Source organism: Streptomyces sp. DH10 (assembly GCF_029813805.1).
Taxonomy (GTDB): domain Bacteria; phylum Actinomycetota; class Actinomycetes; order Streptomycetales; family Streptomycetaceae; genus Streptomyces; species Streptomyces coeruleofuscus.
In genome coordinates this window covers 21,805-48,541 of sequence record NZ_JARVKU010000010.1, presented here as the reverse complement: position 1 = coordinate 48,541, position 26,737 = coordinate 21,805, and the positions used below count along the sequence as shown (strand labels likewise).

The 26,737-nt window shown below is 73.0% G+C and carries 21 protein-coding genes and 2 pseudogenes; 13 read left to right on the top strand and 10 right to left on the bottom strand.

The features are described 5' to 3' along the window. Window positions 1-86: 86 nt before the first annotated feature. Window positions 87-1,170: pseudogene (locus QC385_RS21375) on the top strand (hypothetical protein); the annotation flags it as partial. Between the two features lie 37 nt (window positions 1,171-1,207). On the opposite strand, the gene QC385_RS21370 reads toward QC385_RS21375, so the two are convergent. The 5 genes from QC385_RS21370 to QC385_RS21345 all read right to left on the bottom strand — a co-directional run bounded on the left by QC385_RS21370 (window position 1,208) and on the right by QC385_RS21345 (window position 5,634). Beyond that, complete coding sequence (locus QC385_RS21370; RefSeq protein ID WP_443032954.1) at window positions 1,208-1,693, bottom strand: ATP-binding protein; 486 nt, start codon at window positions 1,691-1,693, stop codon at window positions 1,208-1,210. Window positions 1,694-2,065: 372 nt separating this feature from the next. Beyond that, a complete protein-coding gene (locus QC385_RS21360; protein ID WP_279542906.1) occupies window positions 2,066-2,548 on the bottom strand; it encodes a DUF3618 domain-containing protein in 483 nt (160 codons plus the stop codon). 251 nt (window positions 2,549-2,799) lie between these two features. After that, entirely contained in the window at window positions 2,800-3,294 is a 495-nt protein-coding gene (locus QC385_RS21355; RefSeq protein ID WP_279542905.1) for a phosphatase PAP2 family protein, read from the bottom strand. 103 nt (window positions 3,295-3,397) lie between these two features. Further along, window positions 3,398-4,453 (bottom strand): YihY/virulence factor BrkB family protein, encoded by a 1,056-nt coding sequence (locus QC385_RS21350; RefSeq protein ID WP_279542904.1) that lies wholly within the window; start codon window positions 4,451-4,453, stop codon window positions 3,398-3,400. Window positions 4,454-4,548: 95 nt separating this feature from the next. Further along, on the bottom strand, window positions 4,549-5,634 hold the full coding sequence (locus QC385_RS21345; RefSeq protein ID WP_279542903.1) for a YihY/virulence factor BrkB family protein: 1,086 nt from the start codon (window positions 5,632-5,634) through the stop codon (window positions 4,549-4,551). A 386-nt stretch (window positions 5,635-6,020) separates the two neighbouring features. On the opposite strand from QC385_RS21345, the gene QC385_RS21340 reads away from it, so the two are divergent. The 5 genes and pseudogenes from QC385_RS21340 to QC385_RS21320 all read left to right on the top strand — a co-directional run bounded on the left by QC385_RS21340 (window position 6,021) and on the right by QC385_RS21320 (window position 12,003). Continuing rightward, window positions 6,021-7,166 carry a hypothetical protein gene (locus tag QC385_RS21340; protein WP_279542902.1) on the top strand — a complete coding sequence of 382 codons (1,146 nt, stop codon included), beginning with the start codon at window positions 6,021-6,023 and terminating at the stop codon, window positions 7,164-7,166. Between the two features lie 101 nt (window positions 7,167-7,267). After that, window positions 7,268-8,225 (top strand): annotated as a pseudogene (locus QC385_RS21335) (IS481 family transposase). A gap of 93 nt (window positions 8,226-8,318) precedes the next feature. Next, the gene (locus QC385_RS21330) at window positions 8,319-8,849 is read left to right on the top strand and encodes a (2Fe-2S)-binding protein (RefSeq protein WP_279542901.1); all 531 of its coding nucleotides are present in this window, start codon (window positions 8,319-8,321) and stop codon (window positions 8,847-8,849) included. After that, window positions 8,846-9,850 (top strand): FAD binding domain-containing protein, encoded by a 1,005-nt coding sequence (locus QC385_RS21325; RefSeq protein ID WP_279542900.1) that lies wholly within the window; start codon window positions 8,846-8,848, stop codon window positions 9,848-9,850. The genes QC385_RS21330 and QC385_RS21325 overlap by 4 nt, the downstream gene beginning before the upstream one ends. Beyond that, the gene (locus tag QC385_RS21320) at window positions 9,847-12,003 is read left to right on the top strand and encodes a xanthine dehydrogenase family protein molybdopterin-binding subunit (protein ID WP_279542899.1); all 2,157 of its coding nucleotides are present in this window, start codon (window positions 9,847-9,849) and stop codon (window positions 12,001-12,003) included. Before QC385_RS21325 ends, QC385_RS21320 begins: the two co-directional genes overlap by 4 nt. Window positions 12,004-12,006: 3 nt before the next feature. On the opposite strand, the gene QC385_RS21315 is transcribed toward QC385_RS21320, so the two are convergent. Next, window positions 12,007-13,893 (bottom strand): hypothetical protein, encoded by a 1,887-nt coding sequence (locus tag QC385_RS21315; RefSeq protein WP_279542898.1) that lies wholly within the window; start codon window positions 13,891-13,893, stop codon window positions 12,007-12,009. A 258-nt stretch (window positions 13,894-14,151) separates the two neighbouring features. Here QC385_RS21315 and QC385_RS21310 point away from each other — a divergent pair, with 258 nt between their 5' ends. From QC385_RS21310 to tgmB, 3 genes are all read left to right on the top strand, one after another. Then, a complete protein-coding gene (locus QC385_RS21310; protein WP_279542897.1) occupies window positions 14,152-14,475 on the top strand; it encodes a YkvA family protein in 324 nt (107 codons plus the stop codon). A 130-nt stretch (window positions 14,476-14,605) separates the two neighbouring features. Further along, window positions 14,606-14,797, top strand: a complete 192-nt coding sequence (gene tgmA / locus QC385_RS21305) for a putative ATP-grasp-modified RiPP (protein WP_037669517.1) — start codon at window positions 14,606-14,608, stop codon at window positions 14,795-14,797. 15 nt (window positions 14,798-14,812) lie between these two features. Beyond that, window positions 14,813-15,796: an ATP-grasp ribosomal peptide maturase gene (gene tgmB, locus QC385_RS21300; protein ID WP_279542896.1), complete on the top strand. Its 984-nt coding sequence runs from the start codon at window positions 14,813-14,815 to the stop codon at window positions 15,794-15,796. A 31-nt stretch (window positions 15,797-15,827) separates the two neighbouring features. On the opposite strand, the gene QC385_RS21295 is transcribed toward tgmB, so the two are convergent. Both QC385_RS21295 and QC385_RS21290 read right to left on the bottom strand, forming a co-directional pair. Beyond that, complete coding sequence (locus QC385_RS21295) at window positions 15,828-16,031, bottom strand: hypothetical protein (RefSeq protein WP_059414305.1); 204 nt, start codon at window positions 16,029-16,031, stop codon at window positions 15,828-15,830. 140 nt (window positions 16,032-16,171) lie between these two features. Further along, a complete protein-coding gene (locus QC385_RS21290; RefSeq protein ID WP_279542895.1) occupies window positions 16,172-16,645 on the bottom strand; it encodes a hypothetical protein in 474 nt (157 codons plus the stop codon). 188 nt (window positions 16,646-16,833) lie between these two features. Between QC385_RS21290 and QC385_RS21285 the strand changes: the two genes are divergently transcribed. After that, window positions 16,834-17,832, top strand: a complete 999-nt coding sequence (locus tag QC385_RS21285; protein WP_279542894.1) for a GlxA family transcriptional regulator — start codon at window positions 16,834-16,836, stop codon at window positions 17,830-17,832. A gap of 17 nt (window positions 17,833-17,849) precedes the next feature. Here the strand turns inward: QC385_RS21285 and QC385_RS21280 are convergent, their stop codons facing one another. Continuing rightward, complete coding sequence (locus tag QC385_RS21280; protein WP_279542893.1) at window positions 17,850-18,101, bottom strand: DUF5133 domain-containing protein; 252 nt, start codon at window positions 18,099-18,101, stop codon at window positions 17,850-17,852. 113 nt (window positions 18,102-18,214) lie between these two features. Beyond that, window positions 18,215-19,072 carry an aldo/keto reductase gene (locus QC385_RS21275; protein ID WP_279542892.1) on the bottom strand — a complete coding sequence of 286 codons (858 nt, stop codon included), beginning with the start codon at window positions 19,070-19,072 and terminating at the stop codon, window positions 18,215-18,217. A 288-nt stretch (window positions 19,073-19,360) separates the two neighbouring features. On the opposite strand from QC385_RS21275, the gene QC385_RS21270 reads away from it, so the two are divergent. The 3 genes from QC385_RS21270 (at window position 19,361) to QC385_RS21260 (ending at window position 26,731) form a co-directional block, all read left to right on the top strand. Continuing rightward, the gene (locus QC385_RS21270) at window positions 19,361-20,923 is read left to right on the top strand and encodes an acyl-CoA carboxylase subunit beta (RefSeq protein ID WP_279542891.1); all 1,563 of its coding nucleotides are present in this window, start codon (window positions 19,361-19,363) and stop codon (window positions 20,921-20,923) included. Between the two features lie 61 nt (window positions 20,924-20,984). Then, window positions 20,985-22,748, top strand: coding sequence for a fatty acyl-AMP ligase (locus QC385_RS21265; RefSeq protein WP_279542890.1), 1,764 nt, complete (start codon window positions 20,985-20,987; stop codon window positions 22,746-22,748). Continuing rightward, the gene (locus QC385_RS21260; RefSeq protein WP_279542889.1) at window positions 22,745-26,731 is read left to right on the top strand and encodes an acyltransferase domain-containing protein; all 3,987 of its coding nucleotides are present in this window, start codon (window positions 22,745-22,747) and stop codon (window positions 26,729-26,731) included. Before QC385_RS21265 ends, QC385_RS21260 begins: the two co-directional genes overlap by 4 nt. Window positions 26,732-26,737: the final 6 nt, after the last annotated feature.

The window sequence follows — 26,737 nt, the reverse complement described above, 5'->3', positions numbered from 1 at the left end:
GTGATCGATCCGAAGCGAGCAGGACTTGTCCCGTGAGGGGACACGCCAGTCAGCCTCTGCTGAGCTGGCCGGCCCACCGTCATCCGCTGGTACCGCCGTCCAAGGCCGCGCACGCGCCGCGGATCGACTACGTCGGTGGGCTGCTGTCGGTGGTGTGGATCGCCGCCCTGGTCTTCACGCTCATCGAGGCCCCGCACGGCTGGGACGCCAAGGCGGTCACGGGCACGGTCATCGGGGTCGTGGGGCTCGTGGCGTTCGTCCTCTGGGAACTGCACCACCCGCACCCCCTCCTCGACCCGCGCCGCTTGGCGAACCGCGCGTTCACGGGTGCCGACATCGCCGTCGTACTGTTCCTCCTCGCGGAGACTGGCATCCGCATGCTGCCGCTCGCCGGCGCGGTCTTCGCCGGCTCCGCGCTGACCGGCTACCTCACCCCGCGCATCGGCATGAAGGCGACGATCGTCGCGGGCATGGTCGGCGGCACGACGGCACTCGCGCTGCTCACCCAGGTCGACAAGTCGTCGTCGTACGGTGATCTCGTGGCACCCCTGCTCGCACTCGGGCTCGGCATCGGTCTGGCGCTCTCGCCCCGCACGGACGCGATCACGGGTGCGTTCCCGGCATCGCCATACTCGTTTCGCTGCTGTCGACCTCGTACTCGTCGGGTCTGTCGGATGCGACAGCGGACAGCAAGCTCCCGGCCGACGCCTGAGCCAGGCGCGGGACTCGGTCGCCGCGGGGTACGGGGACGCCCAGGGGATCGGTGACCGGGCACGGCAGCTCGCCGAGCAGGCGGCGCGGGCGACCGACCCGCAGCAGGCTGCGCAGTTCAAGGAGCAGGGCGGGCAACTCGCCGATGGGGCCCGGCAGATGGCGGACGCCGTCAGCTCGCCCTTCGCCGACGCGGTGGCTCACACCAGCCTGGTGGGCGCGGCGATCCCGGGGGCGGGGACGGTCTCCGTGGCCTTCTTGCTCCCGGGCAAGGGCCGCACTGCGGAGACCGGGGCGATATGGAACAGAGACGCCTCCAGACGGAGCGGACAGCGGCAGAGCGGACAGCGGCAGAGCGGACGGAACCACGGCCTCAAGCGTCGGATTCGAGCTCATCCGACATTTAAGAGGTCATGCCATCCAGCCATGCTCCGTCCAACACTGGTGACAGGAGCGTAGGGCACTGCGTCAGCGCCGCCGCGGGCGCGACCGACTGCTACGGCAGAGCGCGAGCGGTGGCGTCGACGTCGGGCGTGTCGGTCAGGGCGATGCGGGCGGTGATGCGTTTACCGACCGGCTCCCGCTGGATGTCGAGGCTCTGGGCGACGGCCTTGACGATCTCCAGGCCATGCCGGCCGACGCGATCGGGGTCGGCGCCGTGGGCCGTAGGCACGGTAGGGTCGCTGTCCCACACGACGACTTCGACCCAGGCGCCGATGATCCGCAGCTCCGCGAGGACGGGGCCGGGGGCGTACTTCCGGGCGTTGGTGACCAGCTCGCTCACGACCAGCCGGGTCAGGTCCATGGCGCGCGAGGAGACTTCCAGGTCGTGCTCGTCCCGGAGCCGGACGAGGAACTCGGCAGCGTGGTCACGGGCCTCGGCGATGCATCCGTCATCTCCACCCAGGGCGTAGCCGACCTGCATCGGGTCGGCGTCGGGCCCGGCACGGCCCCTGTCGCCGGATTGCGGCTCCCACAGCATCGTCCTTCTGCCCCCGTTCCGCGCGGCGTGTACCCGCCGCGTTGTCCTCCATGCCAACAGCGGAGACAAGCGGTCCACGATTCGGCTCACCGGTCCGGCCCCCGAGCGGGCCTCCCCGCGGCGCCCACGCCCGGAAGGGCGGGGCGCCGCCGGTGGAAGGCGGATCAGCCGGGCCATGTTCCGGCCAGGCGGCGGGTGCCGCCGGCTCCTGCCCTGTCGACGGCCGCGCTCCTCGTCGGTGGCGTCCGGGGCATCCTCGTCATGTCCGAACGTCTTCCACGCCTGCTGGAACAGCCCGTCGGCGAGCACGCCGCTGAGCCGCGCCGAGCGCCATGCCGACCGGCTCACAGGCGACTCGGGGTGCCTTCACGGCTACCTCCTGCCTCGGCGGCGCAGCAGCCACGCGGCCACCGCCACGCCGCCGACCGCTATCAGCACGGTGCGGTTGGCGCGGGCGGCCCGGGCACCCTGCTGAGCCTTGGTGCGGACCGGTTCGGGTGCCTTGTCCTGCCACACCTGACCGGCCTGTCCGGCCTTGGCCTTCACCTGCTCGGCGGCTGCGGCGGCCTTGTCCTTGACCGGGTCGGGCAGCTTGTCCTGCACCAGGTGCGTAGCCTCGGCGGCCTTCACCTTGACCTGCCCGGTCACCTCCGCGGCCTTGGCGCCCGCCTGCTCCGTCAGCACGCCCGCCTGCTTCTTCACAGCAATCGCCTTCTCCTGTGCGCGGGTCTTGACATCCGTTTTGGCGGCCAGTTCCTCGACGGTCTCCCCGAGTTCCTCGCGGGTCTGCTCGACCTGCTCCCGCAACTGCTCGGGGCTCGAGGCGGTGGGCTCGTCGTGGGGCGGCTGGGTCATCGCTGTGCACTCTCCTTGATCTCGGCCACATCGGCCTTGACGCTGTCAATGTCTGCTCGGGTGCCGGTGGAGCGGCCTGGGTGACCTCCTTCTTACCCATCAACGCCAGCATGGCGGTGATCGTGCGTCTCCCCGCGATGGAGGCGTCGGCCAGTTCCGTTGAACGGCATACGCCCACCTCACGGGCCCCGGGTACCCGGACGCGAGTACGCCATCCAGCGGATCTCCGGCGATCGGGTGGCTTGTGCCTGTCAGCGCAGCAGTCGGCGTACCAGGCGGGGGGCACGACGGACCAAGGCCGCCGCGGCCAGGCCGGTCGTGGCACCGACCGCGACGTCGGAGGGGTAGTGGGCACCCGTGTGCACGCGTTCGGTGGCCACCATGACGGCCGGCACCGCACAAACCGCGCCCATCCACGGCCACACCGCTGCCACGGCGGCACTGAACGCCACCCCCGCGGCGGTGTGCCCGGAAGGGAAGGACGAAGAGTCGGGGCGCTCATGGACGTCCTCGTGCGAGATCCACTCCTTCGGCGGCCGACGCCGATGCCACACGCGCTTGAGGACGCAGTTCGAGGCCAGTTCCGCCACGGCCATGCTCGCCAGGCCGACGGTCGCGGCCCTGCGCCCCCGCCACCCGGTGGCCGACAGGGCCACGGCGGCACCCCACCACAGCTTGGTGTGCTCGGCCGTCTCCTCCACCGCCGGCAGGACCCGCCGAACGCAGCCCGACCGCCACGACGCCACCCACCGCGTCACCCGGTGATCACGCTCACGAAGATCCCTCAACACTCCCATGACCTGCGACTTCCCGCTCCGAGCAGCGCCTAACTCGCCCTCGGCGGATACCTCATTCGAGGCGGCGCCGGTCTTCCTCGCTCCACGCCCGGGTGTCGCGGGGCGGGACATAGGGCTCCTCATCCTCGGGCAGACCACCGGCGACGGCACGCTGGCGGGCCATCTCCGCGTCGAACTCCAGGCCGAGCAGGATCGCGATGTTGCTGATCCACAGCCACACCAGGAAGACGATCACACCGGCGAGGGTGCCGTAGGTCTTGTTGTAGGACGAGAAGTTCGCCACGTAGAACGCGAATCCGGCCGACGCGATCACCCAGATCACCAGAGCCAGGAAACTGCCCGGCGTGACCCACCTGAAGCCGCGGCCCTTCACGTTCGGTGTCGCCCAGAACAGAAGCGCAACCATGATCGTGACCAGCACGACCAGCACCGGCCACTTCGCGATGGACCACACGGTCAGCGCCGTGTCCCCGACCCCCAGAGCCGCACCCGCCTGCTGAGCCAGACCACCGGTGAACACCACGATCAGAGCGCTGACCACCGCCAGCACCAGCAGCGCCACCGTTACTCCCAGACGCACGGGCAGCACCTTCCACACCGGCCGTCCCTCCGGCGTGTCGTACACGGCGTTGGCCGTACGGATGAAGGCCGCGACATAGCCGGACGCCGACCACACCGCCACCGCCAGACCCACGATCGCCACCACCGAGCCGATACCCGCGTTGCCCTGCAACTGCGTCACGGCATCGCGGATGACGTCGCGGGCCGATCCTGGAGTGAGTTTCTGAAGGTTGTCGAGCACTTGCTGCGTCGCCGACTGCCCGACGATCCCGAGCAGCGACACGAGCACCAGCAGCGCCGGAAAGAGGGAGAGAACCCCGTAGTAGGTCAACGCTGCGGCCCGGTCGGCCAGTTCATCGTCCTTGAACTCCTTGACGGTGCCCTTCAGCACCGCCCGCCAGGAGCGCCCGGGCAACTGCGTCGGCTCGTCCGGGGCCCGCCGCCGCACCTGCTCGTCCGGCCCCGCACCCCCCTCGCGCCCGGGCTCGGTGTCCTGGCCGGTCGCGTCGTACCGGCCCAGCTTCCGCGTCGTGACGTTCCGTGCCATGACAGGCGGGTATCCGAGCGCGCACTCGGCATACATCACGCCCTGCATGCGTCCGGATCGGTCAAGTCAGCGGGTTCCAGGATGCTTTGCGTCGCTCACGACGCAGAGCGGCGGCGATCGTCCTCGTCCCACTTCCGGGTGTCGCGCGGCTCCAGGTACGGCTCCTCCTCGGCCGGGTGACCGCCCCCGACAGCACGCTGACGGTTCATCTCCGCGTCGAACTCAAGGCCCAGCAGGATCGCCAGGTTGGTGATCCACAGCCACACCAGGAAGATGATCACACCGGCCAGAGCGCCGTAGGTCTTGTTGTAGGAGCCGAAGTTGGCCACGTACAGCGCGAACCCGGCGGAGGCGATCACCCAGATCAGCAGCGCCAGGAAACTGCCCGGCGTGACCCAGCGGAAGCCACGGACCTTCACGTTCGGCGTCGCCCAGTACAAGATCGCGATCATGATCGTGACAAGGATGATCAGCACCGGCCACTTCGCGATCGACCACACCGTCAGGAACGTGTCCCCCACCCCCAGGGCGGTGCCGACCTGGCGGGCCAGGCCGCCGGTGAAGACGACGATCAACGCACTGATCACGGCGATGACCATCAGCACCACCGTCACACCGAGCCGGACCGGCAGCACCTTCCACACCGGACGGCCCTCCGGGACGTCGTAGACCGCATTCGCGCTCCGGATGAACGCGGCGACATAGCCGGACGCCGACCACACCGCCAGCGCCAGCCCGACGATCGCCATGATCGAGCCGAGGCCGGCGTTGCCCTGCATCTGCTGCACCGCGTTGGTGAGGACGTCCCGGGCCGCGCCGGGAGCGAGCTTCTGGATGTTGTCCAGCACCTGCTGCGTCGCCGACCGGCCGACGATCCCGAGCAGCGAGACCAGCGCCAGAAGGGCTGGGAAGAGCGCCAGGATCCCGTAGTAGGTCAGCGCCGCGGCCCGGTCGGTCAGCTCGTCCTTCTTGAACTCTCTCAGGGTGCCTTTCAGCACCGCTCCCCAGGAGCGCTTCGGCAGGTCCTTCGGACTGTCCGGGGCCCGCTGCTCCACCCGCTCATCCGGTCCGGCGCCCGTCCCCCGCGCGGTCTCGGCCTCGCGGTCGGTCGCGGTCTCGGCCTCGCGGTCGGCCGTGGTGTGGCCGCCGCGCCTTCCATGTCGTCTCATTGTCGGAGCCATTTCACCCAGGTATCCGGGCACACACGGATCATTCCGGCATATCTGGAGTAATTGGGACAATGACCTGTGGCGAGGTGACGGCATCAAACCAGTCCTCAAGGCCTGACGGCAGACAAGCAGGACCCGCCCCGATGCGGATGGTGGGCGGGCCCTGCTCGTGCGGACCATTGTCGGGACCTGGAGCCGGTGGGGCCACGAGTGTGATCCGCCGGTGTGCGCGCGGCGCTCACACCCCGTGCGCGCTGTGCGCCTCCGCGCACCCGGTACCGCCCCCTGGCGCCGCCGGGTGCCGCCGGGCGCTGCTCCGTGTGTGACCCCGGGTTATGCCCGTCGGCCTGCGGCGACGATACTGGCATGCGCACCTGCCCCCGTTCACAGTTGGACCCATGCCGACCTCCCCCTCCGTCCGCCCCATGACTCCCACCACGGTGTGGCTGGCTCGCGGCCGCCATGCCGAAGGCGCCGCGGAAGACGTGCTCCGGCGCTCACTGGAGGAGCGCAAGCGAAGTCGGGCCATCGACGACTTCATGGAGTTGCCCGAGACCGAGACCGAGAGCGAGGCCGGGACCGAGGCCGGGGCCGCCCCGGCGGAGCGGGTCTTCGAGGCCCGCTGGCGCGTCGACGAGACGGTGACCGTGCGGGCCCGGATCGGTGTGACGCCCGGGCCGGACGGCGGGCAGGAGTGGATCCTGGTCGCGGAGGCCGAGCAGCCGTGGAACGACGACTGGCCGTCGCCCGCCGCGCTGTTCTGGCCGGAGGAGCCGGACGTCGCCTGGGACCGGGACGGCGCCGCGGAGCTGTCCCTGCGGAAGATCAATCCGCTTCCCCACGACGACAAGGAGACGCGGCGCCTGTTCAGGAACGCGGTGCGCGGCGGGTGGCACATCCATGTCGTCGTCCACGAGGCGATGACCACGGACGAGCGAGGCCGGTTGCCGGTGACGCGGTGGCTCCCGCCGGGCCTGCGGCACCGTGTGGTGGAGCACCGCGCCGCGCCCCAGCAGCACCGCGGCCTCAACTGGGCCCTGCGCGACGTGGGTGTCCAGGTACCGCGCGGCGGTGCCGCGGTGCTGCCCGGCCGCCCCGCGCCGGACGGTTACGAGGCCGAGGACTTCTCCGTCCGCGCGGTCTTCCTCGACGGCTCGGAACCCACCGACCTCGTCGACGCGGTGAGGAGGTACGCCGCGCTGCCGAGACCGCTGCCCGACGGTGCCGGGGACGCCCTCACCGCGCTGCGGGAGGACTGGCACCTGCTGACCGTCGAGGAGGAGCTGGAGCGTCAGCGCGGGCTGGTGGCCATGTACGCCGAGGCGCTCGAGGCCATGACGAAGTCGCGTGACCTGTACCGGGAGGCGGCCGAACGCGCCCACGAGGCCCTGGCCGCCTACCAGGAGTCCGCCGAGGCCGCTCCCGTGCGGCAGCGGTCCTCCGACACTCCCGTGGCGTCTCCGCTGCAACAGCTCACACGGACGTTCGAACGTTTCAAGGGCAGGACCCAGCGTCCCGTGGCCCCGTCCCAGGACGAGCCCTAGATGTATTGATCACGAGCGTTGTTGACGCTGGCCGGGCTTGATCATGGCGAAGGCCTCCGTGTGTGGTGGAGGTGTCGAATCTTCACCGCACGGAGGCCTTCGTGTCCCACCGTAATGCCCGGCTGACCGTTCACGGCAGGCGACTGCTGATCGAGCGTGTCCGCTCCGGTCGTCCTGTAGCGCATGTCGCCGCGGAGATGGGCATCTCACGTGTCACGGCCCACAAGTGGATCCGCCGCTGGCGATCGGAAGGCGAGCCAGGGCTGCACGACCGTCCCAGCCGTCCCCGGACGACACCGCACCGCACCCCGGCAGCGGTGGAGACGCGAGTGTGCCGACTGCGGCAGGCCCGCAAACTCGGCCCCGCCCGGCTCGGGCCGATCCTGGGCCTGCCCTCATCGACCGTGCACCGCATCCTGGCCCGCCACGGCCTGAACCGCCTGGCCCACCTGGACCGGCCCACCGGCCAGGTCATCCGCCGCTACGAACGCCACCGGCCCGGCGAACTGGTCCACGTGGACGTCAAGAAACTCGGCCGGATCCCCGACGGCGGAGGCCACAAGGCCCTGGGCCGCCAGGCCGGCCGCGCCACCCGCAGCGGCATGGGCTTCGACTACATCCACTCCGCCGTCGATGACCACTCCCGCCTCGCCTACAGCGAGATCCACCCGGACGAGAAGGCCGCCACCTGCGCCGACTTCCTGCGCAGGGCCGCGGCCTTCTACGCCGCTCACGGCATCCGCCGCATCGAGCGAGTTCTGACCGACAACGCCTGGCCCTACCGCAAGAGCTTCGCCTGGCGGCAAGCACTGGCCGACCTCGGCGCGGCCGGCAAGCTGACCCGCGCCTACCGGCCGCAGACCAACGGCAAGGTCGAACGCTTCAACCGCACCCTGCTCGACGAATGGGCCTACCAGCGGCCCTACACCAACAACACCGAACGCACCGCCGCCCTGGCAGACTTCCTGCACACCTACAACCACCACCGCTGCCACACCGCACTCGGCGGCCACCCACCCATCACCCCGCGTGAACAACGCTCCAGGTCAATACACCTAGAGCTCGTCCTGTCGGGGCGCACGTGTCAGTCGTGGTCTGGTGGATACGCGGTCCGTACGGCAGTACGGCCCGTCCGGGAAGGTCCTCCACGGCATGGACAACGACCAGTACCACTCGGAGACGACGCTCCGCGTCAACGGCAAACCCCACACCCTCACCGTCGACCACCGGCGGGTCCTGCTGGACCTCCTGCGGGAGGATCTGGACCTCACGGGCGCCAAGAAGGGCTGCGACCACGGCCAGTGCGGCGCCTGCACGGTGCTGGTGGACGGGCGGCGCGTCAACAGCTGTCTGCTGTTCGCGGTCGCCCTGGACGGCTGTGAGGTCACGACCGTCGAGGGGCTCTCCGACGACGGGGAGGAACCGCACCCGCTGCAACGGGCCTTCCTTGAGCGCGACGCCTTCCAGTGCGGCTACTGCACCCCCGGCCAGATCTGCTCTGCGGCCGGCATGCTCGCCGAGGCGGCGGCCGGTCACCCCTCGCACGTCACCGATCCGGCGGCGCCCTCGGCCGAGCCGGTGCCGCTGGACCGTGCGGAGATCCGGGAGCGGTTGAGCGGCAACCTGTGCCGGTGCGGCGCGTATCCGCGGATCGCCGAGGCAGTCGAGGACGTGATCCCGTGAAGGAGTTCGCCTACGTCCGCGCCGGGAGCGTCGAGGAGGCCACCGCCGCGTACGCCTCCCACGCCGGTGCCCGTTATCTCGGCGGCGGCACCAACCTGGTCGATCTGATGAAGCTCGGCGTCGAGCGGCCCGCCGCCCTCGTCGACGTGACCCGGCTGCCGCTGGACGCGGTGGAGGAACTGCCGGACGGTGCGCTGCGGATCGGGGCGATGGTCCGCAACAGCGACCTCGCCGCCCATCCGCTGGTGCGCGACCGGTACCCGGCGCTGTCGCAGGCGGTGCTCGCGGGCGCCTCGGGGCAGTTGCGCAACGCGGCGACGACCGGCGGCAATCTGCTCCAGCGCACCCGGTGCCCGTACTTCCAGGACCTGTCGAAGCCGTGCAACAAGCGCGACCCGGGCAGCGGCTGCGGTGCGCGGGACGGCGTCCACCGCGATCACGCGGTGCTCGGGCACTCCGAGCACTGCATCGCCACCCATCCGTCGGACATGGCGGTGGCGCTGGCCGCTCTCGACGGGCGTGTGGAGCTGTACGGCCCCGAGGGCGCCCGGAATGTCGCGGCGGCCGCCTTCCACCGGCTGCCCGGGGACCGGCCGGAGCGGGACACCGAGATCCGCCCGGGCGAACTCGTCACCGGCGTGGTGCTGCCGGCCGCCACGGCCGGGCTGCCGTCGGCGTACCGCAAGGCCCGCGACCGGGCCTCGTACGCCTTCGCGCTCGCGTCCGTCGCGGTCGTGCTGCGCGTGTCGGACGGCGTGGTCGCCGACGTGGGGCTCGCGTTCGGGGCGCTGGCGCACCGGCCATGGCGGGCCCGGCGGGCGGAGGAGGCCCTGCTGGGCGCGGCTCCGACGGCCGCCGCGTTCGAGCACGCGGTCGACCTGGAACTGTCCGCCGCGCAGCCGCTGCGCGACAACGCCTACAAGGTGCCGCTGGCCCGGGGGATCGCCGTGGACGTGCTGTCCCGGCTCGCGGACGCGGCGCCTGCGAGGAGGACTTCATGACCGGCAGCGTGGGAGCCCCCGCCGAGCGCCGGGAGGGACGGGAGAAGGTCAGCGGCACCGCCCGCTACGCCGCCGAGCACCACTACTCCGGCCGGGCCCAGGCCTGGCCCGTGCCTGCGGCTGTCGCCCGGGGCCGGGTGACCGGCGTCGACACGGCGGCCGCCCTGGCCGTCCCCGGTGTGCTCGCCGTCCTCACCCACGAGAACGCGCCGCGGCTCGCCGAACCGGACGATCCCACGCTCGCCGTGCTCCAGGACCCCCGGGTTCCGCACCGCGGCTGGTTCGTGGCCCTGGTGGTGGCCGAGACACTGGAGGCGGCGCGGGCCGGTGCCGCCGCGGTCCGTGTCGACTATGCCGCCGAGGAACACGATGTGACCCTCACGGCGTCGCACCCGGGGGTGTACGTCCCCGACGACGCCAACGCCGAATACCCGGCCGTCCGCGAACGAGGCGACCCCGACGGGGCGTTCGGGTCTTCGACCGCCCGGGTCGATGTCGCCTACCGCGTGCCGCCGTTGCACAACCACCCCATGGAGCCGCACGCCAGCACCGCCCGCTGGGACGACGGCCGGCTCACCGTGCACACCTCCAGCCAGGGCGCCGGTGCCGTGCGGAGCGTGCTCGCGGGGCTGTTCGGCGTTCCCGAGGAGCGGATCGTCGTCACCGCCGAGCACGTCGGCGGCGGCTTCGGTTCCAAGGGCACGCCGCGGCCGGACGTGGTGCTCGCCGCGATGGCGGCGCGGCAGACCGGCCGGGCGGTCACGGTGGCGCTGCCCCGCCGGTATCTGCCCGCCGTCGTCGGGCACCGTGCGCCCACCCTGCACCGGATGCGGCTCGGCGCCGACGCCGACGGACGCCTCATCTCCCTCGTGCACGAGGTCACGACGCACACCTCCCGGATCAAGGAGTTCGTGGAGCAGGCGGCGGTCCCGGCGCGGGTGATGTACGCCTCGCCCCACAGTCGTACGGAGCACCGGGTCGCTGCGCTGGACGTGCCGTCGCCGTCGTGGATGCGGGCGCCGGGCGAGGCACCGGGCATGTACGCGCTGGAGTCGGCGATGGACGAACTCGCCGACGAACTGGGCATGGACCCGGTCGAGCTGCGCGTCCGCAACGAACCGGACGTCGAACCCGACAGCGGCAAGCCGTTCAGCAGCAGGCACCTGGTGGAGTGTCTGCGGGAGGGCGCCCACCGCTTCGGGTGGGCCGGGCGGGATCCCCGGCCGGGCTCCCGCCGGGACGGGCCCCTGCTGCTGGGCACGGGCGTGGCGGCGGCGACGTACCCCGTCATGGTGTCGCCCGCCGCGGCGTCGGCCCGCGCACTGCCCGACGGCACGTTCCTGGTGCGGATCAACGCCACGGACATCGGTACGGGCGCCCGGACGGTGCTCGCACAGATCGGCGCCGACGCCCTCGGCGTGCCGCTGGAGCGGGTGCGGATCGAGGTCGGCAGCACCGAACTCCCGCCGGCGCCGCTGGCCGGCGGCTCGTCCGGCACCGCCTCCTGGGGCTGGGCGGTCCACGAGGCCGGTGCCCGGCTGGCGCGGCGGCTGGCCGAGCACCCGGGGCCGCTGCCCGAGCAGGGTCTCGACGCCCGCGCCGACACCCAGGGCACGGCGGACGCCGAGAGCGACTGGGCGCGGCACGCCTTCGGGGCGCACTTCGCCGAGGTCGCCGTGGACACGGTCACCGGCGAGGTCCGGGTCGGCCGGCTGCTCGGGGTGTACGCCGCGGGGCGCATCCTCAACGCCCGTACCGCACGCTCCCAGTTCGTCGGCGGCATGACGATGGGCCTGGGCATGGCGCTGACCGAGGGCAGCACGATGGACGCCGCGTTCGGTGACTTCACGGAGTCGGATCTGGCGTCGTACCACGTGCCGGTGCACGCCGACGTCGCCGAGATCGAGGCGCACTGGCTGGACGAGGACGATCCCCGTCTCAACCCCATGGGCAGCAAGGGGATCGGGGAGATCGGCATCGTCGGGACGGCCGCGGCGATCGGCAACGCGGTCCACCACGCCACCGGCGTCCGCTTCCGTGAACTCCCCCTGACGCCGGACCGGGTGCTGGCCGGGCTGCTCGACCGGCGTGCGACGAACCACGCCCGGACCGGACCCGCTACGGGGGGATCCGGTCCGGTACGGGGCGTGTAGGCCTCACTCCGCCATCCGGCCTGCCTCGGGCGCCGGCGCGGGCGCCCACTGTCTGCGCGCGAGAGGCGCCACCATACGGAAGAGCAGGGCGACGAGGGACAGCAGTGCCGCAAGGACGGCGGCCGTGGCGGCGAGCCACGGCGGGGCGAGCGCGAGGTCCACCGCCCGGGACAGGGACGCCGACGGGGAGGAGTTCCCGTACGCCTGGGCCGCGACCAGGACCGTGGGTACCACCACCGCCCCGGCCAGCACCACCGCGACGGGGCGCAGCGCCAGCAGCAGGGCCAGAACCGTGCACAGCACCGTCAGGCCGAGGGCGAACGCGTGCAGGCGCAGGGACGCTCCGCCGCGTTGCAGCGGGAAGTGGGCCACCGCGCACAGGGCCAGCGCCAGGGCGGCGAGCCAGCCCGACCACGACACGGACCTGGCGAGCCGGTCCGTCGCACGGACGCGGTCCGCAGGCGGGTCGTCGAGCGTCCGGGGGATCTCACGGGCGGGAGCCGGGCGTGCCGCACGGCGCTTGCCCGGCCGGCCGGGCTCCTCGGCCTCCCCGGTCTCGTCGTCCGGACGGGAAGTGCCGTCCGGCAGGCGGCCGTCGCGGTCCAGACGCTCAAGGCCCAGGCTGTCGATCAGCTCGACCAACTCCCCGACGGCCCGGCCGGTGGCGGCTGCCCGGAGGGCCTCCTCGCGGACGTGAGGCATCTGCGGTTCCTTGTGCAGGAGGGTCACCAGCCGGGTCACCTCCTCCACCGGGCGGTGGGCGGCGGCGGCCCTGATGGCCTCGTCCGCGCAGTCGGCGTCGCGCGGGGGCTTCGTCAGCATGGCGATCAGCCGGGAGACGTCCTCCACGGGCCGACTCACCCCGGCGGTGCGCAGCGCGTCGACCTTGGCCTGCGTGTGGTCGGGCGACTCCTCCAGCGAGGTGATGAGGTCGACGACCTCCTCCAGCGGCCGGTCGGCCACCGCGGCGTGCACGAGGTCGCTCACCGCGTCGCCGTACGGCGGGCCGGCGGTCGGCCCGGTGCCTGGCCGGAGCTCGACCGGGTTGTCGTCGAGGGACCGGATGACGAACGGCCGCGCGGCCGGCGGCTGGTCCGTCTCGTCCTGGCCGGGCTCGGCGGGCCGAGCGGGGTCGCCAGGGCCGGGCGCGGGAGAGTGCGCGGCCTCGCCCGGCGCCTGATCCCTGCGGTCCGGGGCGAAGGCGCCCGGCCGTGCTTCAGCCGGATCCAGCCATTCCTGTGCGGGCGGGGCGGGGCGCGCCTCCGCCGGGTCCGTCCACTCCTGGCCCGGGGCGGCGGACCACTCGGCAGCCGGGTCCGAGCCGGGCGCGGCGGACCGCTCGGCAGCCGCTTCCGAGCCGGAGGGAGCGGAGTACGCTCCCGCGTCGCCCGGGGCGGGGCCGGCAGGCGGCTCGGCCGCCGTGCGCGAGCCGGGGGCGGCGGGCCGTGCGGACGCCTGATCCGCCCGGTCCAGGCCGGGGGTGGTGGCCCGCGCACGCTCCTCGCCCGCCTGGCCGAAGCCAAGGGCGGCGGTCCGCGCGCGCTCCTCGCCCGGCTGGCCCGAGCCAGGAGCAGCGACCCGCGCGTCCGCCTGGTCCGAGTGGTCCGAGCCGGTCGCGGCGGCCCGGGTGAAGCTCATGCCCGCCTCGTCCGGGCCCGGGGCAACGGGCCGCGCGCCCGCACCCGCGTCCGGGTGAGAGCCGAGGGCGCCGGGCTGCATGCCCGGCCGGTCGGAAGAATCGTGCGAACCGGCGGCGGGCTGCGTGCTCGTCTGCTCCACCTGGTACGTGCCGGTGGCAACGGTTGTCTCGGCGGACGGCTGGGCGGACCCGTTCGGCTCGTCGGGTATGGCAGGTTCGTTCGAGCGGGGTGATGAAGAGCAGGTGGTCATACTCGCCTCCATGGGGAAGAGTGCGGCCGCTCCTGCGCCCTCCGTCGTGTGACGAGCGACGTTACGCTGACCATTACTAGGCGCCCCCGTCACGCCGTGCCACTCGGGTGAGCCTCCGGGATGACCACCCGCACCCACGGCGGCACGGAAATCCGCCGACACGACGACATGTCGGGCCCGGGCCGCCATACAGCCGCCGGAAACGGGAATCCAGAAAGGGACACCCCGTGTCGCGGCACGCCAGGAGGAGGGCAGCCCGTGGATACGACCACAACGGTGATCACCCTGGCCGCGGTTCTCGCGGCCATCGTCCTCGTTTTCGCCGTCGGCGTCCTCGTGCGGCTGGTCAGAACGCGGCGCGAACTGCGGCGTGCGGGACTGCCCACGGGCCCGCGCTGGGTGTTCTGGGGCGCGGTTCTCTATTTCGTGCTGCCTGCCGACGTGCTGCCCGATCCGGTGTACCTGGACGACATCGGCGTCCTGCTGCTCGCTCTGCGCACCGTCCGCGGCTCCCTCGGCGAGCGGGAGCGCAGTACGACACGCCGACCGGACCGCCGGCCGGACCGCCAACCGGCCCGATGACTACGGAAAGTAAGGAAACCAACCACCCGTTCGATTCGTATAAGTCTCTGGGAGCCGAAAAAGTCGGCGGACCGGGTGGCCGTGCCCCTGGATCCGGCTTGATCGGCGCAGCACCGACGAGGGAGAGACGATGCAACCGTTCGCGCTCAACTACGCGCGCCCGGCAGTGGAGTTGGAAGCTGCCATTCCGTACGTGTACGACGCCGGACAGCAGCTGAACGTGCTCCACGACGGCCGGGTGGCCGCCTCCGACTTCGCCCTGTTGAGAGAGGTCGGCACCACGACGTCCACCGCCGGCTCCAAGACGCACTTCGACGACTGACCGCGGCCGCCGAAGATGACGGTACTGATCCTCACCTGCGAGGAGGACGTGACCGCGGACATGGTGGTCGTGCACCTGAACGCGTCGGGGGCTCCGGTGGTCCGCGTCGACCCCGCGGATCTGACCGGCGGCGTCGCGCTGTCCGGGGAGTACGTCCACGGCCGTTTCCGCGGTCATCTGTCCGCCGGGGGGCGGCTGGTGAGCATCGGGGGGCTGCGGTCGGTGTGGGTGCGCAGGCCGGGCACCCCGGCCGGGCGGGCGGCCCAGCCGTCCGCGTGGCTGACCGAGGAGGCCGCCCAGGCGCTCTACGGCATGCTGCGGGGCTCGGACGCGCGCTGGATGAACCACCCCGACGCGGCCCGCCGGGCCCGGCACAAGCCCTGGCAGCTGCGTCTCGCCCAGCGGTGCGGCCTGCCCGTGCCGGCGACGCTGATCACGACTTTCCCGCTCGCCGCCCGCGAGTTCTCGGAGCGCTATCCGGACCTGGTGGTCAAGCCGGTGTCGGGCGCGCATCCGCAGGACCCGCCCCGGGCCGTGCCGACGAGCCGGGTCCCGCCGGACACGGACTTCTCCGCGGTCGCGTTCGGGCCGACGCTGCTTCAGCGCCGGGTCTCCAAGCGGGCCGACATCCGTCTCACCGTGGTGGGCGACCGGATGCTGGCGGCCCGCAAGGCGACCGACGCGGACGCGGATCCCGACGAGGTCGACGTGCGGTTCGCCGCGCCCGGCGCGCCATGGCGGCCCACCGACGTGCCGTCGTGCATCGCGCCGGGTGTGCGGGCTTATCTCCGGGAGGCCGAACTGGCGTACGGGGCCTTCGACTTCGTGGAAGACGCCGACGGGACCTGGTGGTTCCTGGAGTGCAATCAGTCGGGACAGTTCGGGTTCGTCGAGGTGGAGACGGGCCAGCCGATCGCCCGTACCATCGCCGAGTGGCTGGCGCGCCCCGTTCCCGAGGCGCCGTCGCACGTCAACGGCGCGAACACGAGGGTCTGCTGAGGACCGGGACCGGCCGTCCACCGGTCCCGGTTCACTGCGGCCGTGGTCCGGGCAGCATGGCCGTGCGCTGCCACCCCGTGCCCGGGGAGTGCGGGCGGTCGTAGCCGGGGGACTGCGCGGGCCGCATGACCAGCTCCAGTTCCCTGCTCACGCGTTCGGCCTCGCGGCGAACCTGTGCGGGCACATCGCCGCACTCCGCGATGAGTCGGTCGTAGATGGGGGAATCCTGGAACACCCGTCAACGCGCCTTTCTGCTCGTCGGCCCCGTAGCGGGGGCGAGAGAGCCGAGTGTAGGCGGAGCGGTGTCCCGGAGTGTGAATTACCCGGGTGGACTTGACGCAGACCGGACATCCGTGACATGCGGGCGGCCTGGGCTCAGGCTCCTGTCGTGGAGCCCGGCCGGACGATCATCAGGACGGTGACCGTGGCCCACAGGAGGTTGAAGATGCCGGTGAACATGGCGAGTTGAACGGTGTTGCGGTGCTCGACGGTCTGTTCGCCCCTCAGTTGGCCGAGGAGTTCCTCCTGGCGGGGCAGGACGAAGGCGACCAGGATGCCGGCGGCGGCGGCGGTCAGCGCGATGGACGTGACGAGCCATCCACTGCCCAGGACGCCCATCGCGGCGCCGGTGGCGAACCCGAGGAGCGGGACGGTCAGTCCGATACCGGCGTAGACGCGGCAGATGCGGTGCAGCAGCGCGACCGTACTCACCGCCGACGGGTCGGGGGCGTCGCCGCCCGCTGGGACGGCGCGGCGCGCCGCGGGCGGGAACATGCTGGCCGCGACGGTCACGGGACCGATGGCGACGATGGCGGCCAGCACGTGCAGGGACAGCAGGATCTTGGTCACCGGGGCTCTTTCCGTAATGCGGTCGACGGTGCCGGGCCCACGTTAGGGAGCCCGGGCGTGATCGCCCATGGGCTGAAACGACAGCTTCCAACGGATTCCCGCCAACTCCTGTGACCTGCCCTCTTGCCTCGCGGGCCGGTATTTCGGCGGTTCGTGCGCCTGGCGGGAATGCCCCTAGGGTGGCGGTCATGCACTCCGTGGCGATCCTGGTTCTCGATCGAGTGGTGCCGTTCGACATGGCGGCGCCCCAGCAGACGTTCGCCTGGACACAGATGCCGGACGGGCGGCCGGCCTATCGGGTCCGGTTGTGTGCCGAGACGCCGGAGGTGCGCGCGGACGGCGGTTTCACTCTGCGCGTCGACCGGGGTCTTGAGGCCCTGGCGGAGGCCGACACGATCATCGTGCCGGGCTGCTCCCCCGAGGCCGCACCGCCGTCCGAGCCGGTGCTGGCGGCCCTGCGGCAGGCCGCCGCGGCCGGCACCCGGATCGCGTCCGTGTGCGTGGGCGCCTTCGTGCTGGCGGAGGCGGGGCTGCTGGACGGGCTGCGCGCCACCACGCACTGGGTGGCCGCGGGCGACCTGGCCCGCCGCTTCCCGCGGGTCGAGGTGGAGCCGGACGTGCTGTACGTCGACAACGGGCAGATCCTCACCTCGGCCGGTGCGGCCGCCGCGCTGGACCTGTGCCTGCACATGATCCGGCGCGATCTGGGATCGGCGGTCGCGGCGAACATCGCCCGGATGTCGGTCATGCCGCTGGAACGGGAGGGCGGACAGGCCCAGTTCATCGTGCACGAGCACCCGCCGGTGCCCCGCGGGTCGGAGCTGGAGCCGCTGCTGGAGTGGATCGAGGACAACCTCGCGCACGAGGTGACGCTGGGCGCGCTGGCGGAGCGTGCGGGGATGAGCGAACGGACCTTCAGCCGCCGCTTCCGCGAGCAGACCGGCACCACGCCGTTGCAGTGGCTGCTGCGGGCGCGGGTGCGGCGCGCCCAGTACCTGCTGGAGAACACCGACCACTCCGTGGAACGGATCGCGCGGCAGGCGGGGTTCGGCTCGCCGACGGCGTTCCGGGAGCGGTTCCGCAAGGTGGTGGGCACGACGCCGTACGCGTATCGCACGGCGTTCCACGGGAAGGCGGACGCCCCGGCGGCCCGATCACAGGCCGCCGGGGCGACACCCGGTTCATGACCGGGCCCTACGAGATGTCAGCCGACCAGCCTCAGACCGTTCTCCCCGTCCGCGTCCGCTTCCTCGGACCGCTCCTTGGTGAGCAGCAGGGCGTCGGCCTTGGCGATGGCGTCGGTGATGTCGGACGTTCCCATCATCACGCACAGCGTGTAGCTGACGTCCTCAAGCTCGCGTGCCGCCGTCGGCACGTGCCTCTCCGCCTGAGCGATCCTCAGCGACGCATACCGCGTCAGCAACTTCCTGACGACCTTCCGGTCCGGTACGAGCACGTAGCGCCCCTCTCTCTGTTTTCGCTGCGTATGCCCGAACCACGCGGAAACATTCACACCTTTTTCTCAGCAGGGGCGGATCTGACGAAAACTGATCGTCTCTGACTGCCTGCTCAGGCGGCGTCCAGCTCCGCCAGTTCCTCCGGCGTCAGGGTGAGGTCGGTGGCGGCGAGCGAGTCGCGGATGGTCTCCGGGCGGCTGGCGCCCGGGATCGGGACGACCACGGGAGACTTGGCGAGCATCCACGCCAGGCACACGCGCTGCGGGCTCACCCCGTGTGTCTCGGCGATGCGGGCGAAGGGGGCGTGGCCCGAGCCGAGTTCGCCGGCTTTGGAGATACCGCCGAGGGGGCTCCACGGCAGGAAGGCGATGCCGAGTTCGTCGCACAGGTCCAGCTCCGGCTCACTGGAGCGGAAGGCCGGGGAGAACTGGTTCTGCACGGAGACCAGGCGGCCGCCGAGGATCTCGTCGGCCTGCCGGATCTGCTCGGGGTTCGCGTTCGAGATGCCGGCCATGCGGATCTTGCCCTCGTCCAGCAGGTCCCGGATCGCGCCGACGGAATCGGCGTAGGGGACGCGCGGGTCGGGGCGGTGGAACTGGTAGAGCCCGATGGCCTCGACGCCGAGCCGGCGCAGGGACGCCTCGCAGGCCTCCTTGAGGTGGCGGGGGCTGCCGTCCAGCGTCCAGCTGCCGTCGCCGGGGCGCAGATGGCCGCCCTTGGTGGCGACCAGGACGTCGCCGCCGCGGTCGTGGGAGGCGAGGGCCTTGGCTGTCAGGGTCTCGTTGTGACCGACCTCGTCGGCGCCCCGGTGGTAGGCGTCCGCGGTGTCGATCAGGGTCACCCCGGCGTCGAGCGCGGCGTGGATGGTGGCGAGGGAGCGTTCCTCGTCGGGTCGTCCCTCGATGGACATGGGCATCGCGCCCAGGCCGATCGCGCTGACGTCGACATCACCGATGCGGCGGGTGTGCATGTGCTCGTGACCTCTTCCGGCTGTCGCTGAGGGTGTCGGGCGATGGTGCACTCCAGCCTGGGCGCCGGGCGGCCCGAGGTCCAATAGAAGAAGGAGAACGCATTCAGCACCCGGGCAGCTGAATCGCGCCCGCCCCTCGCCGGCCGGGTCGGCGGCTCCTTGTCACCCGGGGATGAAACCCCGCACCGGAGGACTCAATTCCCCCACACAGACCGGCGATCAGCACGGCGCTCCCCCGCCTCGCTGCCATATTCGAGAACCACTTCGGAGGTGGTTGTGAGCACAGAGGTGACAGCATCCGGTCCGGGGGAAACGGCGGCGTACACGCCCGGGAGCACCGCGGAACGCGTCGCCGGCCTGGAGCGCCGCCGGGACCAGGCGGTGGCCCCGGGCGGGCCGCGCAGACGCGGGGAGTTCTCGGCCCGGGAGCGGATCGAACGGCTCGTGGACAAGGACTCCTTCACGGAGACCGGCCTGTTCGTCCGGGCCCGGCCCGCCGGGGAGGACGCCCGCCGCCCCTACGGCGACGGCGTGGTGACCGGGTACGCCATGGTCGACGGCCGCCCGGTGTGCGTGTTCGCCCAGGACTCCACGGTGTTCGGCGGCAGCATGGGCGAGGCCTTCGGCGAGAAGACCGTCGCGCTGATGGACCTGGCCCTGAAGACCGGCTGCCCGGTGATCGGCCTGAACGACTCGGGCGGGGCCCGTATCCAGGAGGGTGTCGCGTCGCTCGCCCTCTACGCCGAGCTGGTGCGCCGCAACGTCAAGGCGTCCGGGGTGATCCCGCAGATCTCGGTCGTCCTGGGGCCGTGCGCGGGCGGCGCCGCGTACTCGCCGGCGATCACCGACTTCACCGTGATGGTGGACGGCGCCTCGCACATGTTCGTCACCGGCCCCGACGTCATCGAGACGGTCACCGGCGAACGCACCACGGCCGAGGAGCTGGGCGGCGCCCGCACCAGCAACACCGTCAACGGCAACGCCCACTTCCTGGCCGCCGACGAGGAGGACGCCCTCGACACCGTGCGCGACCTGCTGTCGTACCTCCCGGCCAACAACCTGGAACGACCCCCGGAGTACGCCCCCGGGCTTCCGCCGCCCGGCGCCGACCTGGACGAGGTCGTCCCGGACCGGCTGGGCGAGGCGTACGACATGCGGGCGGTCCTGCACGCGGTCGTCGACGACGGCGAACTGCTCCAGGTGCAGGAGCTGTTCGCGCCGAACATCATCTGCGCCCTGGCCCGGATCGAGGGCCGCTCGGTGGGTGTCGTCGCCAACCAGCCGCTGCACGCCGCCGGGGTCCTCGACATCGACGCCTCCGAGAAGGCGGCGCGGTTCGTGCGGTTCTGCGACGCGTTCGGCATCCCGCTGCTGACCTTCGCCGACGTGCCCGGTTACCTGTCCGGGGTACGGCAGGAGCAGGCCGGCATCATCCGGCGCGGAGCGAAACTGCTGTACGCCTACGCCGAGGCGACCGTCCCCAAGGTCACGGTCGTGGTGCGCAAGGCGTACGGCGGCGGGTACGCGGTGATGGGCTCCAAGCACCTGGGCGCCGACGTGAACCTCGCCTGGCCCACCGCCCGCATCGCCGTCATGGGCGCCGAGGGGGCCGTGGGCGTTCTGCACCGGCGTGAACTCGCCGCGGCCGACGACCCCGAGGCGCTGCGCGCCCGCCTGCTCAGCACCTATGAGCGCACCCACGGCACGCCCTATCTCGCCGCCGAGCGCGGCTATGTCGACGCCGTCATCGCGCCGCGCGAGACCCGGGAGCAGGTCTGCCGCGCGCTGCGCGCCCTGCGTGGCAAACGCGCGCCGATGCCGGAACGCCGGCACGGCAACATCCCCCTCTAGCCGCCCCCCTCTCCCCCTTTACGACCCCTAGGCCGATCCGCGCCGTGAGGAGCCCCGCCTGATGGACAGCCGCCGCCCCCCGCTCGCGCCCGTGTGCCCCACGCTGCCGGAGTACGTCCGGCAGTGGGCCGAAAGCACCCCGGACCGCAGGGCGTTCACCTTCGTCGAGCACCCGGCACCGCACTCGCGCGGCGTCCACCGCACCCTGACCTGGCGCCGTCTGGACGTACGGGTGCGGGCGCTGGCCGCGCGGCTCGCCGGCCAGGCCGGTCCGGGGGAACGGGTCGCGCTGCTGTGTCCGCAGGGCACGGAGTACGTGACCGCCTTCCTCGCCGCCCTGGCCGCCGGGCTGGTCGCCGTGCCGCTGTATCCGCCGGGCCTGCCCGGGCACGCGGACCGGCTCGCGGGTGTCCTGGCCGACGCGCGTCCCTCGGTCGTCGTGACGACGAGCCGCTGCCGGGACGAGGTGCGTGACTTCCTCGGCCCCGACGGGCCGCGGATCGTGGTCGCGGACCAGGTGCCCGACGACGCGTCCCGCGACTGGCTGCCCGTGCCGCCGGACGCCGGGGCGATCGCCTACCTCCAGTACACCTCCGGTTCGACCCGTGCCCCGGCGGGTGTGGAGATCAGCCACGGCAACGTCGTCGCCAACGCCCGCCAGGCGCTCACCGCCTACGGCGCCGACACCCGCCCGGTGACCTGCGTGGGCTGGCTGCCGCTCTACCACGACATGGGGCTGGTGCTCAGCGTCGCGGCCCCCGTGACACGAGGGGCCCTGTCGGTGCTGATGGACCCCGCCGCCTTCCTGCACGAGCCGGTGCGCTGGCTGCGGCTGCTCGCCGCGCATCCGAACGCCGTGAGCGCCGCGCCCAACTTCGCCTACGACTACTGCGCCGCGAGCGTCTCCGAGGACCAGAAGGCGGGCCTGCGGCTGGACCAGGTGACCGCGCTGATCAACGGCAGTGAGCCGGTCCGCCCGGGCACGGCCGACCGTTTCCACGCCGCGTTCGCCGGCCAGGGCCTCGCACCGCAGACGCACTGCCCGTCGTACGGGCTGGCCGAGGCCACCGTGTTCGTCTGCGCGGCCCGGCCGGGTGAGCCGATCCACCGGTTCGCGCTCGACCGTGACGCCCTGGCCGCCGGGAAGGCCCTGCCCGCGCGGCCGGACGATCCCCGGGCGGTGCTGCTGGCGGGCTGTGGCACCCCGGCGGGCCAGCGGGTCCGTATCGCCGACCCGGTGACGCGGGCCCTGCTCTCGGAGGGTGAGGTCGGCGAGATCTGGGTGCAGGGGCCGAATGTCGGCCGGGGCTACTGGAACCGGGGAGCGGCGGACGTCTTCGGCGCCGAGTTCGCGGACGCCGAAGCCGCTCCGGGCGGCTGGCTGCGGACGGGCGATCTGGGGACGGTGCTGGAGGGACAGCTGGTCGTCACGGGGCGGTTGAAGGACCTGATCATCGTCGACGGCCGCAACCACTATCCGCAGGACGTCGAGGCGACGGCCCAGGACGCGGACCCGGTGGTGCGCCGGGACCGGCTCGCGGCGTTCGCCGTGCCGGGCGGCGCCGGAGAGCGGGTGGTGATCGTGGCGGAGCACGCGCGGACCGCGCGCCTCGACGGGCTCGACGTGCCGGCCGTGGTGCGGGCCGTGCGCGGCGCCGTCTCCGCCCGGCACGGCCTGCGGCTCGCCGACGTCGTCCTGGTACCGCCGGGCACGGTGCCGCGTACCTCCAGCGGGAAGGTGTCCCGGGCCCTGACCCGCGCCCGGTATCTGGAGGGCGCGTACGGCGGGCAGGCCGGTGCGCCGACGGCTGGTGTCGCGGGATGAGCCCCGTCGACGAGGGCGCGCTGCGCCGGCTGATCGCCGAACGGGTTGCCGTCTGGTACGGCGCTTCGCCCGAGAACGTCCCGATGGACCGGCCGCTCGCCGACCTCGGCATGTCCTCGCGGGACGCGGTCGCCCTGGCCGGTGAGCTGTCCCGGGCGACGGGCCGTGAGCTGCCGACGACGCTGCTGTGGGAGACGCCCACCGGTCAGGCGCTGGTGGCGCGGCTGTGCGACACGGATGCCTCGGCGAGCCCGGGGGTGGCCGAGGCGGCGCCGGTGCCGCGAGCCGGACTGCCGGGCGGGACGGGCGAGCCGGTCGCGGTCGTCGGGGTCGGCTGCCGGCTGCCCGGCGGGGTGCACGGCCCGGACGGCTACTGGCGGCTGCTGAGCGAGGGCGTCGACGCGATCCGGCGCGTCCCGGAGGACCGCTGGCGCGACTTCACCGCCTTCCCGCCCGCCGACGCGCATCCGTACGGCGGCTATCTGGACGACATCGCCGGGTTCGACGCGGACTTCTTCCGCATCACCCCGCGCGAGGCGGCGGTGACGGACCCCCAGCAGCGGATCCTGCTGGAGGTCGTCCACGAGGCGCTCGACCACGCCGCCGTGCCGGCCGGGTCCCTGGCGGGCACCGCCACCGGGGTGTTCGTCGGGGTGTCGGCCCCCGAGTACGGGCAGCTCACGGGCGCCGATCCGGCCGCCGTCGATCCCTGGGCGCCGGCCGGGGGCGCACTGAGCGTCACCGCCGGACGGCTCGCCTACGTCCTGGACACCCGGGGCCCGAGCCTCGCCGTCGACACGGCCTGCTCGTCCTCGCTGGTCGCCGTGCACCACGCCTGCGTCAGCCTGCGCACGGGCGAGAGCGACACGGCGATCGCCGCCGGCGTCAACCTGCTGCTGTCGCCGGCCGTCACCGTCGCCTTCCGCAGAGCGGGCGCGCTCGCACCGGACGGGCGCTGCAAGCCCTTCTCGGCGGCGGCCGACGGCATCGGGCGCGGCGAGGGCTGCGCGGCCGTGATCCTGAAGCGGCTCTCCGACGCCGAGCGCGACGGCGACCGCGTGCTGGCCGTCATCCGGGCCACCGCCGTCAACTCCGACGGCCGCTCGAACGGCCTGATGGCGCCCAACCCGGCCGCTCAGCAGGCGCTGCTGGAGAGCGCGTACGCGCGGGCGGGGCTCACCCCGGCGCAGGTCGACTACGTGGAGGCGCACGGCACCGGCACCCCGCTGGGCGACCCGATCGAGGCGGGCGCGCTGCGCGCGGTGCTCGGCGCGGGCCGCGACCCGGACCAGCCGCTGCTGCTGGGTTCCGTCAAGGGCAACCTGGGGCATCTGGAGTCCGCCGCGGGCATCGCGGGCCTGGTCAAGACCGTCCTGTCCCTGCACCACGACAGCATTCCGCCGTCCCTGCACTGCGCGGAGGGCACGTCCCTCGCCGACGAGCGGCTGAGGGTGGTGACCGAGCCGGAGCCCTGGCCCCGCTACGGCGGCACCGCCCTCGCGGGCGTCTCCGGGTTCGGCTTCGGCGGCACCAACGCGCATGTGGTGCTGGAGGAGGGACCGCCCGGCCTGGCCCCCGCACGGCCGGCCGAGGAGCCCGCCGCCCGCCTGCATCTGCTGTCCGACCTCGACTCCGGGCGCGTCCGCGACACGGCGGGCAGGCTCGCCGACTGGCTGCGTGAGAGCACCGCGCACCCCGCCGACGTGGCCCGGACCCTGGCCGGGCGCACCGGCCGCGGTCCCGTACGCGCCGCCGTCGTCGCCCGGGACCGCACCGAACTCTCCGAGGCGCTGGACGCGTTGGCGGCCGGCCGCCCGGACGCGCGGGTGGTGACCGGGGAGCGCGACCGGGTCGGACGCGGCCCGGTGTGGGTCTTCTCGGGGTACGGCAGCCAGTGGCCGGGCATGGGCCGCAGGCTGCTGGCCGAGGAACCCGCGTTCGCCGCCGCCGTGCAGAAACTCGACCCGCAACTCGCCCCGGAGTGCGGCCTGTCCCTGTACGACCGCCTGTCCTCCGGGGCCGGTCTCGACCGCCTGGACATCGCCCAGCCCGTGCTGTTCGGTCTTCAGCTGGCCCTCGCCGAGCTGTGGCGTTCGTACGGGGTCGAGCCCGCCGCCGTGATCGGCCATTCGATGGGCGAGGTCGCGGCGGCGGTGTGCGCGGGCGCGCTGGACGTGGCGGACGGGGCGCGTGTCATCGCCGTACGGGCCCGGCTGCTGAGCGGGCTGAGCGGCGGCGCGATGGCCGTGGTGGACCTCGACGACACCGAAGTGGCGTCCCTGGAACGGGACTTCCCCGGTGTGCACGTCGCCGTGCACTCCTCTCCCCGGCAGAAGGTCGTCACGGGCGAGGAGGCCGCGGTGGCCGGGCTCGTGCGCCGGCTGGAGGGGCAGGGGCGGGCGGCGCGGGCCATGCGGGTCGTCGGCGCCGGGCACTCGCCCCAGGTGGACCCGCTGCTGCCGGAGCTCGCCGAGGCGCTGTCCGGCATCCGGGGCCGGCGGCCGCGTGTCCCGGTGTACTCCACCGTCCTCGACGACCCGCGCGGCGACTGCGTGTTCGACGCGGCCCACTGGACGGCCAACCTCAGGCGTCCCGTCCGCCTGGACCGGGCGCTCGCAGCGGCCGCGGCCGACGGTCGCACGGCGTTCGTCGAGATCTCGCCCCACCCGGTGCTGAGCGGGGCCGTCGCCGACACCCTGCCCGACGCCCTCGTCCTGGCCACCCTGCGCCGGGACGCCGACGGGGCGGAGGCGTTCGCCGGGCAGTTGGGCGCCCTGTACGTGGGGGGCCAGCGGCTGCCTGTGCCACCGGGCCGGGTCGTCGACCTGCCGGTGCCCCGGTGGCGGCACGTACGCCACTGGTGGACGGACGGCCGGGCCCGCACCGAGCCGGTTTCACCGGAGCCGGCGGAGCCTGACACCGACGTGGCGCAACCGTCGTCGGTCCTGGCCCGGCTGACCCACCACATCGCCGCCGTCACCGGCCACCCGCCCGCCCGTGTCACCCCGGGCACCGCTCTGGCCGATCTCGGTCTGGACTCGCTGATGGCCGTCCGCGTCCGCACGGCCGTGGAGCGCGAGTTCGGCGTCGGACTGCCCCTGCGCGACCTGTTCTCCGCCGCCACGGTCGAGGACGCGGCCGCCCGGATCCGGCAGTCCCTCCCCCGCGAGGACACCCCGCTGCGCCCGCTGAGCGCCACGGGTTCCCGGCCCCCGCTGTTCCTCGTCCACGCGGCCGGCGGCCCGGTCACCGTCTACCGGACGCTCGCCGAACGGCTCGGCCGGGACCGGCCGGTGTACGGGCTGGAGCGGATCGAGGAGGCCGGGACCGTGGCGGAGAAGGCACGGCGTTACGCCGAGGCGATCGACGCCGCACATCCCGACGGGCCCTGCCTGCTGGGCGGTTGGTCCTTCGGCGGGTTCGTCGCCCAGGAGACCGCGCGGCAGCTGACCGCGTCCGGGCGGGACGTGCCGCTGGTCGTGCTCCTCGACTCCGTGCGCCCTCTCCCCCGGCCCGGTCTGACGCGCGCCGACCGGATCCGGGCGCATTTCGAGGGCTTCGCCGGCCACGTCGCCGACGCCTACGGGGTGCGGCTGGAGCTGCCGTACGACGAGCTCGTGGCCATGGACGACGACCGGGAGCGCATCGACGCCGTGCTGCGGGCGCTGCGCGAGGCCGCCGACGTGCCGCCCGCCGCGCTGGAGCACCAGCGCGCCTCCTACCTGGACATGGGCATCGGAGAGTCGCACCGGCCCGGCGGTTACGACGGGCCGGTCGTCCTGTACCGGGCCACCGAACCCGCGCCCCACACCGTGCGCGACCCGGCGTACGAACGCGACGACGAGGCGCTGGGCTGGGACGAGGTGTGCCCGCGCCTGGAGGTCGTGCCGGTGCCCGGTCACCATCTGTCCCTGCTCGATCCGCCGCACGTCGACGAGATCGCCGCCCACCTGAGCCGGGTGCTCGCCGAACGGGCCCCCTGAACCGCC

Bases quoted from the DNA above. Each gene is read 5' to 3' on its own strand.
- QC385_RS21370 (WP_443032954.1), bottom strand. From the start codon at position 1,693: ATGCTGTGGGAGCCGCAATCCGGCGACAGGGGCCGTGCCGGGCCCGAC.
- QC385_RS21360 (WP_279542906.1), bottom strand. From the start codon at position 2,548: ATGACCCAGCCGCCCCACGACGAGCCCACCGCCTCGAGCCCCGAGCAG.
- QC385_RS21350 (WP_279542904.1), bottom strand. From the start codon at position 4,453: ATGGCACGGAACGTCACGACGCGGAAGCTGGGCCGGTACGACGCGACC.
- QC385_RS21345 (WP_279542903.1), bottom strand. From the start codon at position 5,634: ATGGCTCCGACAATGAGACGACATGGAAGGCGCGGCGGCCACACCACG.
- QC385_RS21340 (WP_279542902.1), top strand. From the start codon at position 6,021: ATGCCGACCTCCCCCTCCGTCCGCCCCATGACTCCCACCACGGTGTGG.
- QC385_RS21330 (WP_279542901.1), top strand. From the start codon at position 8,319: ATGGACAACGACCAGTACCACTCGGAGACGACGCTCCGCGTCAACGGC.
- QC385_RS21320 (WP_279542899.1), top strand. From the start codon at position 9,847: ATGACCGGCAGCGTGGGAGCCCCCGCCGAGCGCCGGGAGGGACGGGAG.
- QC385_RS21315 (WP_279542898.1), bottom strand. From the start codon at position 13,893: ATGACCACCTGCTCTTCATCACCCCGCTCGAACGAACCTGCCATACCC.
- tgmA (WP_037669517.1), top strand. From the start codon at position 14,606: ATGCAACCGTTCGCGCTCAACTACGCGCGCCCGGCAGTGGAGTTGGAA.
- tgmB (WP_279542896.1), top strand. From the start codon at position 14,813: ATGACGGTACTGATCCTCACCTGCGAGGAGGACGTGACCGCGGACATG.
- QC385_RS21285 (WP_279542894.1), top strand. From the start codon at position 16,834: ATGCACTCCGTGGCGATCCTGGTTCTCGATCGAGTGGTGCCGTTCGAC.
- QC385_RS21275 (WP_279542892.1), bottom strand. From the start codon at position 19,072: ATGCACACCCGCCGCATCGGTGATGTCGACGTCAGCGCGATCGGCCTG.
- QC385_RS21265 (WP_279542890.1), top strand. From the start codon at position 20,985: ATGGACAGCCGCCGCCCCCCGCTCGCGCCCGTGTGCCCCACGCTGCCG.
- QC385_RS21260 (WP_279542889.1), top strand. From the start codon at position 22,745: ATGAGCCCCGTCGACGAGGGCGCGCTGCGCCGGCTGATCGCCGAACGG.